The organism is Janthinobacterium sp. Ant5-2-1 (assembly GCF_001445815.1).
Lineage (GTDB): Bacteria > Pseudomonadota > Gammaproteobacteria > Burkholderiales > Burkholderiaceae_D > Janthinobacterium > Janthinobacterium lividum_E.
In genome coordinates, this window is record NZ_LNCE01000126.1 from 134,582 (window position 1) to 148,868 (window position 14,287).

Below are 14,287 nucleotides of genomic sequence, written 5' to 3' on the forward strand. Positions count from 1 at the left end.
CCCTGTTGCCTGGTTCAGGCGGCAACTTTGCGGCGACGGGCATAGCCCAGGCCAGCCAGGCCCAGGCCCAGCAAGGCCAAGGTGCCTGGTTCTGGTGTTGCCGCCTGTTTCACCAAGTCCACGCTTTCCACTGCATTCAAGGTCAAGGTGTAGTTGCCGGCCGTTAAAGCATTGCTGACGGAGCTGAAGTTGCTGCCGCAGGCCGTCCCCACGCCGGTGCCCGTGGGCGTGCCGCAGCCGGAAGGGTCGTAGGTGAACAGGTTGCCGCGCGTCAGGAAGTTGGTCGCCAGGCTGGTGTTCAGGTTGGCGCCATCGGCGTTTTCCGTGCCGCCGAAGATGCCCGAGCCGATCACGCCGTCTGGCGTCCAGTTGAACACCGTCAGGCCGGCCGCGTCCGTGATGGTGAAGGTGACGACCAGGTTGGCCGTGGCGGTGGACAGCTGCCCGACCGTACTTTGCAGGAAGACCTGCATGAAGGGCGACGCCAGGAAATCAAAGCTCAAGGTTGCCGTGGGCGAGCCGACGACGAAATCGACCGAGAAGCCCGTGGTCGAACCGTTGCGCCCGGACGCATCGGCCGTGCCGGCAGGTCCGTCAAGGTGAGCTTCGGCCACGTTCACTGCCTGGGTGGAGGTGGAGCCCGGGGGGAACGAAGGGAACTGTGTGCTGACGATTTGCGCATCGCCGCGTGAATAGTTGCCTGCTGGGCCTTGTTGCGTGAAGTCGTTTTCGCCCTTGATGACAGGGCCGACGTTGGCGCGTGGGGCATCGAGCGAACCGGCGCCGCCATTGATGACGCTCACGCCATTCAGGGTGGCCGTGCTGCGCGAGATGGTGGTGCTGTTGGCTACCGTGATCTGGCCCGTCGGCACGGCGATCACCAGGCCGAAGATGTTGTTGTACGAATAGCCGTAGGCGCCCGCCTGTGCGCTACCGGCGGCGCACAGCAGGGCCAGTGCCGCTGTGGCCGGGAGCAGTTTCAGTTTCGAGAGTTTCATTGTATTCACCTCGTGGTTGAGTGAGTCTGGAAGTCTTGCCTGAGACCTGTCGGCAGGTGCTCATGGCCAGTACCTAGCGACTTCCATGCCAACGCATGAGGTTCTTTTGAAATCAATGACTTGGCGTGCTTTTGTTGACGCTGTGCAGGCTTTGCTAGACACGCTGTAAGAAAAACCGACGCCGCCCTTCAAGGCTGTCCGCCTTGTGGCAACGAGCCCAGCAGGACGTGTATATGCGGCAGCAAGCGTTGCCCTGGAACATAGTCGCGCATGGCCGTGGCCAGCTGACGCGCCGCCAGCTTGGCCCGGCCATCGTCGAGCATGCGCGTGGCGGCATGGCGCAGAGTGGTTTCCTGGAAGCGGTCGGCGCGCAGCAGCAGGCCGGCGCCGGCACCCACGATGCCGTGCATGTTGAGGAATTGGTCGAGGTTGCCGGCGATGCCGATGACGGGCACGCCTGCCGCCAGCGCCTGCTGGCTGGTGGGGCTGCCGCCGTTGCAGATCACCAGGCTGGCGCGCCGGGCGGCCGCGTCGCCCGGCAGAAAGGGCGCGACATAGGCATTCGGCGGCACGGCGTCGACGCGGATGGTGCCGGCTGTGGCCGCCAATACGGTGACGGGCAGGGGCGCCAGCGCGCGCAGCACGCGCGGCAGCAATGTTCCCTGACCGGAACTGCCCAGGGTGACATAGATGATGGGCCGTCCGCTGCTCAGTTCCGGGCGCTGCCACCAGTCCGGCAAGTCGAGCGGCGGCGCCCAGATGATGGGACCCAGGTAGTCGTGCGTGGACGGCATGCCGTGCGGCGGGAACAGTTGCGGAATATCCGCATACAAGGTGCGGTCGGCATCCGTATAGATGCGCCGCAGGTCGCTGCCCAGCGATGGCAGACCATGGCGGCGGCGCACGCGGTTCAGGGGCACGGCGTGCGAGGCGAAGGCCAGCGGGCGGATCAGGCGGAACAGGGGATCGGCCAGCCAGACGGGCAGCACGCCCGTCAGGGGCAGGCTGGGCACCGTATAGTGCTGGCGCACCCAGGGGCTCCAATAGGCATTGCTGACGGTCATGTAGGGAATGCGCTGCAGGCGCGCGCTGACCGATAGCGACAAACGGAAGTCGCCGATCACGAGATCGGGCTGGACGGCATTGAGCAGGCGCAGGTCGTCTTCCACATAGGCGTGCAGGGTGCTTTCCGTATACACGGGCTTGCCGTGCGCCAGCGCCTGCAGAAATTGCAGCGATGAAATACTGTCGATGCGCCAGCGGCGGAAGGGGGCTTGCTTGAAACAAAAGTCATACCCATCGGCGCAGGCAAAATGCACCTCGTATTCTTCCTCGTCCAGGCCCTGGGCCAGACTCAGGGGACGGCCAACATGGGCCAGAGTCACTGCCTCGGCCATAAAGAGGATTTTCTTGCGCGCCATGGAGATCGCTTGCACTCGTGCTGGAGGGATGCCTGCGAAGTTGGAGTGGCGCCACGCCGTTTAGTTCCCCGCAGCGTGCCAGTGGCGGGCGCCAGGATTTGGCCGTATCGGCTACAGTCGGGCAAAGGAGGCCACCATGCAGCCACAATTCCATCTTGCCCAGTTGCGTGCGCACAGCACGCCCGAACCCGATATGCCGCCACCGCCGGAAGGCGATCCCCTCACGCCGCCGCCGGAACAGCCGCCGCACATCGACCCTGTACCGGTCGAGGAACCAACGCCGCCGCCGCCGCCCGTGAAAATGCATTGATTGGCTTCGGACCGTGGCGCCGCGCCATGGCCTGCGGTGGGCGGACGGATGCCATGTTTATTTCCAATCGGAAATGGGAGGCGCGAGCCTCGCCAGGGGCACGCCATTTAAACAACAAAAATGCGCATAAATGTTGCCGAGTGGATACAAATTTAGCGCCAACTGTCGAGTGTCATGCGGCCGTCACGATTCTGTTCTTATAATGAGACATCATAAAAATTCTTGTACAGGAGACCATCGTGGGCAATTCCTTGCATAACAAAATCTACCTGGGCCGGCGGCCTGTGATCACCAGCAAACACCTCGTGGCGCTGGCCCTGGCGGGCGCCGTGGCTGGTTGCGGCCTGGCATGGCTGCTGCTGCGCAGCTACAAATAACGCTCATCACGCCCGTGTTTCCGCCGCCTGGCCGCCTGGCTGGCGGCGGTAGATTCACGTTGCCTGTTGCCGATGCGCAGCGGGGCGCGTACCATGGGGGCCGAACACCTGGCCTTTTATGGAAAAGTAATGAAGAACGAGAAATTAACAACCGATGAATATGACGCGCTGGAGCAAGTTGCACGCGGCATCAAGACCGAGCGCCCCAGTGCTTGCGTTGCCCGCAATGCCAAGCGCCTGTCCGGCCTGAAGCTGCTCAGCTATGCACGCGACGGCCGTCTGTCCATCACCGAGAAAGCACAACAACTGCTGTTCCTGCGCCGCTGCATCATGGGTTTGCGCGCTGTCGCCACCGATCCGCTGACCAAGCTCGATACGGACGTGGCGTATTTCCTGGGCAAGAAAGCCCACATCGTGGCGCGTGCCGAAGGCGAAGGCCACGACATTTCCGACAAGGGCCGCGAGTCGCTGGCCGATATCGACACCCTGGGCCTGTAAGGCTCACCAACCGGCCCCTGGGGCCGGTTTTCACATTCCCCTCACTTTTATTCCCCCTTGGAGAACACTTTGGACAGCGCGATGAACTGGTCGGCCCACGAACTGACGATGACGGTCTTGATGACGCCCGATATGGCCAACTTTTCCGGCAACGTGCACGGCGGCACCATCCTGAAATACCTCGACAGCGTGGCCTACGCCTGCGCCAGCCGCTATTCGGGCAGCTACGTGGTGACCTTGTCCGTGGACCAGGTGATGTTCCTGCAGCCTATCCACGTGGGCGAACTGGTGACGTTCCTCGCCTCGATCAATTACACGGGCACGACGTCGATGGAAGTGGGTATTCGCGTGGTGACGGAAAACATCCAGCAGCGCCTGGTGCGTCACGCCAACAGCTGCTATTTCACGATGGTGGCCGTGGACGCCAACCGCAAGCCGGTGGCCGTGCCGCCGCTGGTGCTCGAGACGCCGGAGCAGCACGCGCGCTTCGAGCAGGCCAAGCTGCGCAAGCTGTCGCGCCAGAAGGTGTCGAAAAAATAAATGTGGCGGACATGAAAAAACGGCCACCAGAGCGATCTGGTGGCCGTTTTTTATTGCTTGCCGGCTGTTGGCGGCATGGCGCCGTGATTAACGGTCGCCGTAGCTGCGGCGTGCGCCGTCGGTGCTGCGCGGGTTGGAACCCTTGTAGCCGCCGCCGGTGCTCGGTGCGCCGTCTTTGCGTGGTGCGCCTGGCTTGCTGAACGTGCGTTGGCCTGGCTTGGCGCCGCCACGGTTGTCGCCTGGTTTCCAGCCGCCTGGACGGGCGCTCGAACGTGGTGCCGATGCCGTTTTCTTCGGCTCGAAACCTTCGATGACATTGACCGGGATCAATTGCTTGGTGAAGCGTTCGATGCGCTTGACGTTCATGCCTTCAGCGTGGTTCACCAGCGAGATGGCCAGGCCGTTGCGGCCAGCGCGGCCGGTACGGCCGATGCGGTGGACGTAGTCTTCCGGGAACTTCGGCAGATCGTAGTTGAACACGTGGGTGATCGTTGGCACGTCGATACCGCGGGCGGCAACGTCGGTGGCAACCAGCACTTTGACCTGGCCGCGGCGCATGCCGTCCAGGGTGCGGTTACGCGCGCCCTGATGCATGTCGCCGTGCAAGGCGGCAGCCGAGAAACCGGCGATGTTCAGACGGTCGGCGATGGTGTCGGCGTCACGCTTGGTGGCGGTGAACACAACAGCCTGGTCCAGCGATTCGTCGCGCAGCAGGTGGTCCAGCAGGCGATTCTTGTGCGACAGGTCGTCGACGAAGTGAACGCGCTGGGTGATGTTTTCATGCTTGTTGCTCGAGCTTGCCACTTGGATGACCAGCGGGTTCTTCGTGATGCGGCGCGCCATGTTGCCAACGACGCCGTCCAGGGTTGCCGAGAACAGCATGGTTTGACGGCCTTCTGGCGTCGCTTCCACGATTTTTTCGATGTCGTCGATGAAACCCATGTCCAGCATGCGGTCGGCTTCGTCCAGCACCAGGATTTCCAGTTGCGAGAAGTCGATCTTGCCCGAGTCCATGTGGTCGATCAGACGGCCAGGGGTCGCGACCAGAATCTCAGGATTCTTGGCCAGCAATTGCATCTGTTTAGGGTAAGGCATGCCGCCCAGAATCGACACAGCCTTGATGCGGCGGATGCCGGTGCTGTACTTGTCGGTGTTGGTGGTTACTTGCAGGGCCAGTTCGCGCGTTGGCGTCAGCACCAGCATTTTTGGCTGGGCAGCCTTGAAACGTGGGCGCTCGCCGCGGGCGCGCGATGCTTGCATTTCCTGGTTTGGCGTCTTGCCGGCGGCGCTTTGTTCGGCGCTGGCCAGTTTGTGCAGCGACGGCAGCATGAAAGCTGCGGTCTTGCCCGAACCGGTCTGCGACGAGACCAGCAGGTCACGGCCTTCGATCGCGGCTGGAATCGCTTGCGACTGTACCGCGGTTGGCGCGGTGTAGCCCGATTCGGTCAGAGCGGCGATGATGGACGGATGCAGGCCTAAGGATTCAAATGTCATTCTTTTCTTTCGTAAAAATCAGCGTTCTTGCAAAAAGCAGAACGCAAAATAGCAACGCCAACCAAAACGAAATGACTCAACTAGAAAGAAATTTCGGCACAAAAGCTTTGCGCCGGGACGGTGTCAGGTGCGACACACAAGGCGGGAGGGCTTTATAAGCGGCATCCTGTGGATGCGCTAAGGCTTGCGAAGCTGCTAAGTTTGTAGTGCATGACTGCGGTGTTGCCATCGCTTCAAGGGAACATATTGCAGCGCACAACGACACTATACCGTATTTGACGCCGTTTTGCACGGGCTAAATGGGAAGAAACGAAAGTCCTACCACGTTTTGAACATGTTTCCTATGTGAAATCAGTAGGAGTACGTAGTTTTCTCTCGTTTGTGAGCATGGCCACGATGTCGGCGGGCAGCGGCGGCGCCTGTCGCGTTTCCCTGGCCAGATTGATTTGCCGGGTGACCTGCGCCAGTTCGACCAGGCTGTGTTCGAGCTGATACGTTCCCTTTGCGTGCAGCCATGCCAGTACGTCGGCCAGGTGCCAGATGGTGGCGCTGCCTTCATGCACGGGCAGGGGGAAGCTGTGGCGGTATTTGCTCATCAGCTTATGCAGGTTTTGCCGCGAGAGGCCCAGCACCTGCGCCACATCGGTCAGGCCCACGAAGTCGGGCGAAGCCTCGACCAGCACGGCATCGGGCACGATGGCCTTGACGTCGGCCATGGCGCTGAGCAGCGCTGCGTTGGCATTGCTGGCCTCGCGCGTGAATTCCAGCGCCAGGCGTCCCGCTTGCCCGATGCCGACCAAGGCGTCGTCGCAACCGCCGCCGCCCAGGCGCTCGGCCAGCGCGTCGAGGTCGTGTTCGTGGTCGGGCAGGCGGTACTTGAGAGTAAAGATGTAATCCATGATGGTTATTCCCTGGATTTGCGTCGCATGCAGTCGTGCAGCAGTTTATTGAAAGTGCAATTATCGACCACCCGGCGGATCGCCCGCGCGTGGTTGCCCGGGTTTTTTGGCGTGCTCCAGATGCAGGCGATGCAACTTCTCCACAGCGACAGCCGTCGTCATTGTAGGGGCAATAGATCTTGCCCCAGGCATGGCTGCCGCCCATTTCCACTCGCCAGCCCTGGCTTTCCGCATGGCGCAGCGCCGCTTCGATTTCTTTCTTGGGATGCGAGGAGCGCGCCATGCGATGCCTCCAATGTAGGTCGATTTTTATAGGTTGTCAAGTGACAACCGATAAAAATCGACCATCACCGCATCACTCTACTTCGGGATTAACGGCCATCACTTGCGAAAAGCCGCCATCGACGTAGGTAATCTCGCCCGTGATGCCGGAGGCCAGGTCGGACAGCAGAAAGGCGGCCGTGTTGCCGACCTCTTCGATGGTGACATTGCGCCGCAGCGGGGCGTGCTCGGCCACAAAGCCCAGCAGTTTACTGAAATCCTTGATGCCGGAAGCGGCCAGGGTCTTGATGGGGCCGGCGGAAATGCCGTTGGCGCGGATGCCGCGCGGACCCAGCGATTCGGCCAGGTAGCGCACGGACGCTTCCAGCGACGCCTTGGCCAGGCCCATGGTGTTGTAGTAGGGCACGGCACGCACGGCGCCCAGGTAGGTCAGGGTCAGGACTGACGCGCCCGGATGCAGCAGGGGCAGGGCGGCCTTGGTCATGGCGGGGAAACTGTAGGCGGAAATGTCGTGCGCGATGCGGAAACTGTCGCGCGACAGGCCGTCGAGGAAATCGCCGGCGATCGCTTCGCGCGGCGCAAAGCCGATGGCGTGCACCAGGCCGTCCAATTGATCCCAGTGGCGCGCCAGGTCGCTGAAGACGGCGCTGATCTGTTCGTCGCTGGAAACGTCGCAGTCAAATACCAGTTCGCTGCCAAATTCCGCCGCAAACTCCGTGATGCGCTCCTTGAAGCGGTCACCCACATACGTGAAGGCGAGGGTGGCGCCCTCGCGGTGGCAAGCCTTGGCGATGCCATAGGCGATGGAGCGGTTCGACAGCAAGCCCGTGATGAGGATTTTTTTGCCTTGCAAGAAAGCCATGACGACTCCTGTCTGGGTAGGTGGGCGGGTAAGGCGGATGTGCAACCGGCCGCGACAGCAAAGCTGTGGCGGCCGGTGAGGTCACTCTATACAGATCAGGCGATCAGTGACGGGCCTTGGCTCGGCTGTTACCGCCGCCGCGCTGGATGCGTGGTTTCACCAGGGAAATTGGCGCGGCTTGCACCTTGCCGCCCTTGGTGACGCGGCGCACGGCTTTGGCGACCCGTTCAGGACGGTCCGCTTCCAGCAGCATGGTGGCGCTGTCGGCGATTTCCTGGGTGATGTCGTTGTTCATCGTGGCCGAAGTTTTCGGCACGAGGATGGTGGAGCCGGCGCGCAAACGCGTGCGCTGGGGAATGTTGTTGGCCTGGCGCAGCACGTCGGCCGTGGTGCCGAATTTCGACGCCAGCGTTTCGATGCGTTCGCGCGCATTGGTGATCTTGTGCGTGGTCCAGCTCGACAAGGCATGGCCCCATTGCGCCAGGTTGGTGGTGAACTTGGCGGCGTTTTCCTGCGGCAGCAGAATCTTCGTCTTTTCGTCACCGATGATGACGGGGCGGTTAAATTGCGGATTCAAGGCCTTGAATTCATCCATCGACAGTTCGGCCAGCTGGGCGGCGACAGTGATGTCGATGTCGCTGGTCTTGTCGATGGCAGTGAAGTAGGGCTGGTTGTCGACCACGGGCAGGGTCAGGCCGAACTGGGCCGGATTGGCGATGATGTTTTTCACCGCTTGCAATTTCGGCACGTAGTTGCGCGTTTCGGCCGGCATCAGGTCGGCCAGGCTTTCGAAGTCGGTCGGCTTGCCCAGCGCCTGGTTTTTCTTGATGGCGCGCTGCACCGAGCCTTCGCCCCAGTTGTAGGCGGCCAGGGCCAGTTGCCAATCGCCAAACATGTCATACAGGCGCTGCAGATACGTCAGGGCCGCATCGGTCGAGGCCAGCACGCCGCGGCGCTCGTCCTTGAACATGTTTTGCTTGAGGTTGAAATCGCGTCCCGTGGCGGGCACGAATTGCCACATGCCGGCCGCATTGGCGCTCGAGAACGCTTGCGGGTTGAAGGCGGACTCGATGAACGGCAGCAAGGCCAGTTCCGTCGGCATGCCGCGTTTTTCCAGTTCCTGCACCACGTGGAAGATGTAGCGCGAGGCGCGCGCCGTGGTGCGGGCGATGTAGTCGGGGCGGGTGGCGTACCAGTTGACGTGATTCGCTACCAGCTGGTTGTTGATGTCGGGAATCGCATAGCCGCTGCGGATGCGGCCCCAGACGTCGGCTTCGCGCAGCGGATCGGAATTGTCGCTGAGGTTTTTCAGCAGACGATCGGTCTTTTGCAGGCGGTTGTCGAGGGTGGGGAGTTTCGCCGTGACCTGGGCGGTCATCGGGATCAGGGCGGGCGTGGCGGCGGCGACTGGCGCGTTATCGCTCTCAACACCGGCTTCGTACGCCTGGCTGAGGGCGGGCGCAAGCGCCAGGGCCAACGCCGCCAGGACGGTAGATTTAAAGGAGTTTTCGTGCATAGTGTTCCATTGTTGTCGTCGGAGAAACATCGGACAGACCCATGATTAAGCTGCGAGTGTACGTATATCCACATGCCGGAGTCAAGAATTATGTCAGCATGATGACAGCACATAGGCGTCAATAGCGATGTTTCCAGTCGCTAATAATGCAATTATGACAAATTTAATTTGCCAGATGTGCGATTCGGCCGCTGTTATAGCATACATGGGCAGGGGTATGGCGCAAGACTGGATGGGGCCCGTTATGAGGCTGCGCAAAAGTGCGTACAATTTGGCTTTGGCTGGCCATTCAGTCGCCGGTCGCTTTATTGATAGAGAGTCAAGTATATGAACACCCCGCCGCGCCACGACGACGACAACGCCGTCATCATCGCCAATACCGTTGCCTGGCTGGAAAAGGCCGTGATCGGCCTGAATCTGTGCCCGTTCGCCAAGGCCGTGCACGTCAAGAAGCAGATACGCTATGTGGTATGCGAATCGAGCAATCCCGAAGATTTGCTGGCGATGCTGATGGACGAGCTGCAAACCCTGGCCGACACGGATCCCGAGCAGATCGACACGACCTTGCTGATCCACCCGTACACCTTGAACGATTTCCTCGACTACAACGAGTTCCTCGACGTGGCCGACGCGGCAGTGGAAGACATGCATCTGGCCGGCGAACTGCAAGTGGCCAGTTTCCACCCGAACTACCAGTTTGCCGAGACGTTCGAGGACGACATCAGCAACTACACCAACCGCTCGCCGTACCCGACCCTGCACCTGCTGCGCGAAGACAGCATCGAGCGCGCCGTCGAGGCCTTCCCGGAAGCGTCGGAAATCTTCGACAAGAATATCGCCACCCTGGAAGCGCTGGGCGCCGAAGGTTGGGAAAAGCTTGGCTTGCCGAAGGTATCCTGATGGCTGACAAGGAATTGCCGCCGCGTCCAGACACGCCCTGCGTGGCCGTGTGCTCGACGACGTTCGATGAAATCTGCCGCGGCTGCGGCCGCACCGTGGTGGAAGTGGCCCACTGGGTGTCGATGACGGATGAAGAGAAGGAAGTGGTGTGGGTGAGGATATTGGCGCAAGGGTATCCGCGCAGGAATACCTGATTTAACCCAACTGCAACTGCAGGGGTCAGACCCCCAAGGACGCTAACGCAGAGCTCAGCGTTGGCGGCCGCGAGGGTCTGACCCCGGTACTGTTGACGCTAACGATTAATAGCTGCCGATGAAATCTTTCTTGCCGACTTCGATACCATTGTGGCGCAGGATGTCGTACGCCGTCGTCGCGTGGAAGAAGAAGTGCGGCAGTGCGTAGTGGAACAGATAGGTCTGGCCCGTGAAGTGCTTGGTCTTTTCGCCGCTGCCGGTGGTGATGGCGCGCGTTTCGCTGCCGTCGATGTCCGCTTGCGGCAGGCTGTCCAGGAAAGCGATGGTTTTCACGATGCGCGCTTTCAGTTCAGCAAAGCTCTGTTCGCTGTCTTCGTACGGAGGCACGGCTACGCCGGCCAGGCGCGCGCCGCAGCCCTTGGCGAAGTCGGTGGCGATCTGGATCTGGCGCACGAACGGCAGCATGTCCGGGAACAAGCGGAATTGCAGCAGGGCGTTCGGGTCGATTTTCTTGTCTTGCGCGTGCGTTTCCGCCTTGTCCAGGATGGCGGCCAGGCTGCCCAGGATCTGTTTGAAGACGGGGATCGAAGCGGAGTAGATGGAGAAGGTCATGGTGGTTCCTCTAGGTAAAGTGGCGCGATGATAGCAAGCTGCGCGTTTTTCTGCTGGCGCCGGCCGGGCGCGCCGGCCAGCGTGTGGCTTTTCAACCCTGTTTATATGACATGAGGACACCGCTGGCGCGTGTTTATTGGTGACTTACCCCGCTTTTTCCATGCATAATTGCTCCTCATAAAGTTTCTTCCCGCCTGACCACCTGACTTCCCCTGTAGAGTTCAATGATCGCCCGCCTGATCCCTGTTGCCCTGTTGCCGCATGTTTAATTCACCTTACCAGCGCCTGCGCGCCAGCCTGCGCGTGCTGTATGGCTCATCGATCTATGGCGCCTTGCTGCTGGTGGTATTTGGCGGCCTCGTCGTTCCCGCCATCTTCGGCAGCTACGTGCTCGTCGGCGTGCATGAGCGCCAGTCGGCGCGCACCAGCCTGAACGAGGCCTTGCAGCGCAATGTCGACATCCTGGCGCTGGGCATGCAGGAGTCGCTGTGGAACATGAATGCGGAATCGGCCCATTCGCTGGTCGAGTCGGTGATGCGCGACCGTTCCGTGCTGCTGGTGAAAGTGCTGGGGCAGGGCGACACGGAATTCATCAGCCTGCAGGCGCCGCAGCGGCCCGTGGGCAATCTGTACCGCGCCGGGCGCGACATTCTCGTGCGCGGCGAACGCATCGGCCACGTCGTCGTCGAGATGGACGATGCGCGCAGCCAGCAGGAACTGCGCGAAAAGCAGATGTCGTATATTTTCGTGCTGGGCGCGCAGCTGGCCGTGTCGATGGCGCTGATCGTGCTGTTCCTGAACCGCCGCCTGCTCAAGCCCCTGCGCCGCCTGACGCGCTTTTCCGACCGTCTGTCGCACGGCGATTTCGACACGCCCCTGGCCTCGCACGGCAATGACGAACTGGGTCGCCTGACGGCCCAGCTCGAGCAAATGCGCGCCGCCATCGGCCAGCTGTTCGAGGATGTGGGTCAGCGCGAAGAGCGTTTCCGCACCATCGTCACGCAAGTGCCGGGCGCCGTCTTCCGCTACCGGCCCGACGGCCCCATCGATTTTGTCAGCGACGCCATCGAAGACATTTCCGGCTATTCGGCGCGCCAGTTCATGCGCGGCACCACGCATGCCTGGGCCGACCTGATTTGCCCGGAAGACCGCCGCGAGCATCGCCGCGCCGTCCGCCAGGCCGTGCATGACGGGCGGCCGTATGCGCTGGAATACCGCATCATCGACGCTTTCGGCATCGAGCGCTGGGTGGCCGAGAATGGCCAGCCGCAGGCGGGCGAGCAGGGCGTCATCTGGATCGACGGCATCATCGCCGACATCAGCCAGCGCAAGCACCACGAGATGCGCATCGAAGCGCTGCTGACGGAGCAGAGCGCGATCCTCGACAACGTGATGTTCGGCGTGATGTTCGTGCGCCACCGCCGCATCATTTCCGTCAACCGCCGCTGCGAGGAACTGTTTGGCTACGGCCATGCCGAGATGACGGGCAATTCCACCGCCATCGTGTTTACCAGTTCGTATGACTTCGAGGAGGCGGGCGAGCGCCAGTATCCGGCGCTGGCCGCGGGCGGCGATTTCAGCGAGGAGCGCCAGTACAAGCGCCGCGACGGCAGCCTGTTCTGGGCGCTGGTGAGCGGCTGCGCGCTCGATCCGCTGCGCCCCAACGAGGGCAGCATCTGGGTGTACGCCGATATCACGGCGCGCAAGGAAGCCGAAGAAAAACTGCGTTTGTCGGCCACGGTGCTCGAACACATCGCCGACGGCGTGATGGTGGTCGATGCCGATGGCATCATCGTTACCGTCAATCCCGCATTCACGCAAATCACGGGCTACGCCGAAGCCGAAGCGGTCGGCCAGCACTCTTCTCTGACACGCTCGGCGCGCCACGATGCGGCGTTCTACCAGGCTATGTGGGACGAATTGAAGACCAGCGGTTTCTGGCGCGGCGAGATCTGGCACCAGCGCAAGAACGGCGAGCTGTATCTGGAGTGGCTGACCATCAGCGCCGTGCGCGACGCGCGCGCCGGCACCACGCATTACGTGGGCGTGTTCAGCGATATCACTCTGATCAAGGAGTCGCAGGAAAAGCTCGACCACATGGCCCACCACGACCCGTTGACGGCGCTGCCGAACCGGCTGCTGTTCCACGACCGTCTGCAGCACGCCTTGCTGCGCGCCGCGCGCGACCAGGAGCAGCTGGCCGTGCTGTTCATCGACCTGGACCGCTTCAAGAACGTCAACGACACCCTGGGCCACCATGTGGGCGACGAACTGCTGCAAAAGGTGGCCGGCCAGCTGGCGGCCCGCCTGCGCGAAGGCGATACCCTGGCGCGCCTGGGTGGCGACGAGTTCATCGTCCTGCTCGAACGCATCGACGGCGAATATGGCGCCACGCAGGTGGCGGAAAAGCTGATGACCATGTTCGACCAGCCGTTCACGGTGGCCGGCCACGAGCTGTTCGTTACCTGCAGCGTGGGTATCAGCCTGTACCCGGACGATGCGCTGGACTTGAACATGCTGATCCGGAATGCCGACGTGGCCATGTACCAGGCGAAGGCGCGCGGACGCAATGGCTACCGTTTCTATGCGCCGTCGATGACGGGCGAGGGCGTCGAGCGGCTGCGCCTGGAAACCTTTTTGCGCCGCTCGATCGAGAAGAACGAGATGTTCCTCAATTACCAGCCGCAGGTGGAAATCGAAACGGGCCGCCTGGTTGGCGTCGAGGCCCTGGTGCGCTGGAACCACCCGGAACTGGGCCTGGTGCCGCCGGCCCGCTTCATCCCGTTGGCCGAAGACAGCGGTTTCATCAACCAGCTGGGCAAATGGGTGCTCGACGAAGCGTGCCGCCAGATGATGCGCTGGCAGGCGCAGGGCTTGCACGTGCCGAAGATGGCCGTGAATCTGTCGGTAAAACAGTTCGAGCGGGGCAGCATCGCCGGCATGGTGGCCGCCATATTGAAGGAGACAGGCCTCCAGCCGCAGCGCCTGCAACTGGAAGTGACGGAATCCGTCATCATGAACACGGGCGACGCCCTCGGTTTCATCAACGACTTGCACGCCATCGGCGTGGGCCTGGCCATCGACGATTTCGGCACAGGCTATTCCTCGCTCGCGTATCTGAAGCAGCTGCCCGTGCAGACCCTGAAGATCGACCGTTCCTTCATCAAGGATATCTCGACGGACGTCAACGACGAAGCCATTGCGATTGCCATCATCCAGCTGGGCAAGAGCATGCAATTATCGGTGATCGCCGAAGGCGTGGAGACGGAAGAGCAGGCCGCCTTCCTGCTGCGCCATGGCTGCAAGCTGGCGCAAGGTTATTTTTATAGCCGTCCGGTGCTGGCTCAGGATATGCTGGAGCGCTGGATCGATCATTAACTGATA

Annotated in this window: 14 protein-coding genes and 1 pseudogene; 7 read left to right on the forward strand and 8 right to left on the reverse strand. The window is 61.7% G+C overall.

Features of this window, described 5'->3' with window-relative positions; genetic code table 11:
• Positions 1-14: 14 nt before the first annotated feature.
• Positions 15-998 (reverse strand): EDSAP-1 family PEP-CTERM protein, encoded by a 984-nt coding sequence (locus ASN89_RS26120; RefSeq protein WP_046683953.1) that lies wholly within the window; start codon positions 996-998, stop codon positions 15-17.
• Between the two features lie 188 nt (positions 999-1,186).
• On the reverse strand, positions 1,187-2,419 hold the full coding sequence (locus ASN89_RS26125; protein ID WP_058051284.1) for a glycosyltransferase: 1,233 nt from the start codon (positions 2,417-2,419) through the stop codon (positions 1,187-1,189).
• A gap of 136 nt (positions 2,420-2,555) precedes the next feature.
• Between ASN89_RS26125 and ASN89_RS29350 the strand changes: the two genes are divergently transcribed.
• From ASN89_RS29350 to ASN89_RS26135, 4 genes are all read left to right on the forward strand, one after another.
• Positions 2,556-2,729 carry a hypothetical protein gene (locus ASN89_RS29350; protein ID WP_200969130.1) on the forward strand — a complete coding sequence of 58 codons (174 nt, stop codon included), beginning with the start codon at positions 2,556-2,558 and terminating at the stop codon, positions 2,727-2,729.
• A 239-nt stretch (positions 2,730-2,968) separates the two neighbouring features.
• Positions 2,969-3,106, forward strand: a complete 138-nt coding sequence (locus tag ASN89_RS29355; RefSeq protein ID WP_162995739.1) for a hypothetical protein — start codon at positions 2,969-2,971, stop codon at positions 3,104-3,106.
• A gap of 129 nt (positions 3,107-3,235) precedes the next feature.
• A complete protein-coding gene (locus ASN89_RS26130) occupies positions 3,236-3,604 on the forward strand; it encodes a hypothetical protein (RefSeq protein ID WP_034749696.1) in 369 nt (122 codons plus the stop codon).
• A gap of 81 nt (positions 3,605-3,685) precedes the next feature.
• Positions 3,686-4,144 carry an acyl-CoA thioesterase gene (locus tag ASN89_RS26135; protein WP_034750191.1) on the forward strand — a complete coding sequence of 153 codons (459 nt, stop codon included), beginning with the start codon at positions 3,686-3,688 and terminating at the stop codon, positions 4,142-4,144.
• An 87-nt stretch (positions 4,145-4,231) separates the two neighbouring features.
• Here ASN89_RS26135 and ASN89_RS26140 read toward each other — a convergent pair whose 3' ends face one another.
• The 5 genes and pseudogenes from ASN89_RS26140 to ASN89_RS26155 all read right to left on the reverse strand — a co-directional run bounded on the left by ASN89_RS26140 (position 4,232) and on the right by ASN89_RS26155 (position 9,197).
• On the reverse strand, positions 4,232-5,638 hold the full coding sequence (locus ASN89_RS26140; RefSeq protein WP_035820280.1) for a DEAD/DEAH box helicase: 1,407 nt from the start codon (positions 5,636-5,638) through the stop codon (positions 4,232-4,234).
• A gap of 341 nt (positions 5,639-5,979) precedes the next feature.
• Entirely contained in the window at positions 5,980-6,537 is a 558-nt protein-coding gene (locus ASN89_RS26145) for a helix-turn-helix transcriptional regulator (protein WP_058051285.1), read from the reverse strand.
• A 5-nt stretch (positions 6,538-6,542) separates the two neighbouring features.
• A pseudogene (locus tag ASN89_RS29615) lies at positions 6,543-6,820 on the reverse strand (hypothetical protein).
• A gap of 72 nt (positions 6,821-6,892) precedes the next feature.
• The gene (fabI, locus tag ASN89_RS26150) at positions 6,893-7,681 is read right to left on the reverse strand and encodes an enoyl-ACP reductase FabI (protein ID WP_058051286.1); all 789 of its coding nucleotides are present in this window, start codon (positions 7,679-7,681) and stop codon (positions 6,893-6,895) included.
• Positions 7,682-7,784: 103 nt separating this feature from the next.
• Positions 7,785-9,197, reverse strand: a complete 1,413-nt coding sequence (locus ASN89_RS26155; protein ID WP_058051287.1) for a transglycosylase SLT domain-containing protein — start codon at positions 9,195-9,197, stop codon at positions 7,785-7,787.
• A gap of 327 nt (positions 9,198-9,524) precedes the next feature.
• On the opposite strand from ASN89_RS26155, the gene ASN89_RS26160 reads away from it, so the two are divergent.
• The gene (locus ASN89_RS26160; protein WP_058051288.1) at positions 9,525-10,097 is read left to right on the forward strand and encodes a DUF1415 domain-containing protein; all 573 of its coding nucleotides are present in this window, start codon (positions 9,525-9,527) and stop codon (positions 10,095-10,097) included.
• Positions 10,097-10,291, forward strand: coding sequence for a DUF1289 domain-containing protein (locus ASN89_RS26165; RefSeq protein ID WP_034749680.1), 195 nt, complete (start codon positions 10,097-10,099; stop codon positions 10,289-10,291). Before ASN89_RS26160 ends, ASN89_RS26165 begins: the two co-directional genes overlap by 1 nt.
• 105 nt (positions 10,292-10,396) lie before the next feature.
• On the opposite strand, the gene ASN89_RS26170 is transcribed toward ASN89_RS26165, so the two are convergent.
• Entirely contained in the window at positions 10,397-10,903 is a 507-nt protein-coding gene (locus ASN89_RS26170; protein ID WP_034749677.1) for a DUF1993 family protein, read from the reverse strand.
• A gap of 261 nt (positions 10,904-11,164) precedes the next feature.
• On the opposite strand from ASN89_RS26170, the gene ASN89_RS26175 reads away from it, so the two are divergent.
• On the forward strand, positions 11,165-14,281 hold the full coding sequence (locus ASN89_RS26175) for an EAL domain-containing protein (RefSeq protein ID WP_058051289.1): 3,117 nt from the start codon (positions 11,165-11,167) through the stop codon (positions 14,279-14,281).
• Positions 14,282-14,287: the final 6 nt, after the last annotated feature.

Excerpts from the sequence above, each read along its gene's own strand:
- ASN89_RS26120 (WP_046683953.1), bottom strand. The coding sequence starts at position 998 with ATGAAACTCTCGAAACTGAAACTGCTCCCGGCCACAGCGGCACTGGCC.
- ASN89_RS26125 (WP_058051284.1), bottom strand. The coding sequence starts at position 2,419 with ATGGCGCGCAAGAAAATCCTCTTTATGGCCGAGGCAGTGACTCTGGCC.
- ASN89_RS29350 (WP_200969130.1), top strand. The coding sequence starts at position 2,556 with ATGCAGCCACAATTCCATCTTGCCCAGTTGCGTGCGCACAGCACGCCC.
- ASN89_RS26130 (WP_034749696.1), top strand. The coding sequence starts at position 3,236 with ATGAAGAACGAGAAATTAACAACCGATGAATATGACGCGCTGGAGCAA.
- ASN89_RS26135 (WP_034750191.1), top strand. The coding sequence starts at position 3,686 with ATGAACTGGTCGGCCCACGAACTGACGATGACGGTCTTGATGACGCCC.
- ASN89_RS26140 (WP_035820280.1), bottom strand. The coding sequence starts at position 5,638 with ATGACATTTGAATCCTTAGGCCTGCATCCGTCCATCATCGCCGCTCTG.
- ASN89_RS26145 (WP_058051285.1), bottom strand. The coding sequence starts at position 6,537 with ATGGATTACATCTTTACTCTCAAGTACCGCCTGCCCGACCACGAACAC.
- fabI (WP_058051286.1), bottom strand. The coding sequence starts at position 7,681 with ATGGCTTTCTTGCAAGGCAAAAAAATCCTCATCACGGGCTTGCTGTCG.
- ASN89_RS26155 (WP_058051287.1), bottom strand. The coding sequence starts at position 9,197 with ATGCACGAAAACTCCTTTAAATCTACCGTCCTGGCGGCGTTGGCCCTG.
- ASN89_RS26160 (WP_058051288.1), top strand. The coding sequence starts at position 9,525 with ATGAACACCCCGCCGCGCCACGACGACGACAACGCCGTCATCATCGCC.
- ASN89_RS26165 (WP_034749680.1), top strand. The coding sequence starts at position 10,097 with ATGGCTGACAAGGAATTGCCGCCGCGTCCAGACACGCCCTGCGTGGCC.
- ASN89_RS26170 (WP_034749677.1), bottom strand. The coding sequence starts at position 10,903 with ATGACCTTCTCCATCTACTCCGCTTCGATCCCCGTCTTCAAACAGATC.
- ASN89_RS26175 (WP_058051289.1), top strand. The coding sequence starts at position 11,165 with ATGTTTAATTCACCTTACCAGCGCCTGCGCGCCAGCCTGCGCGTGCTG.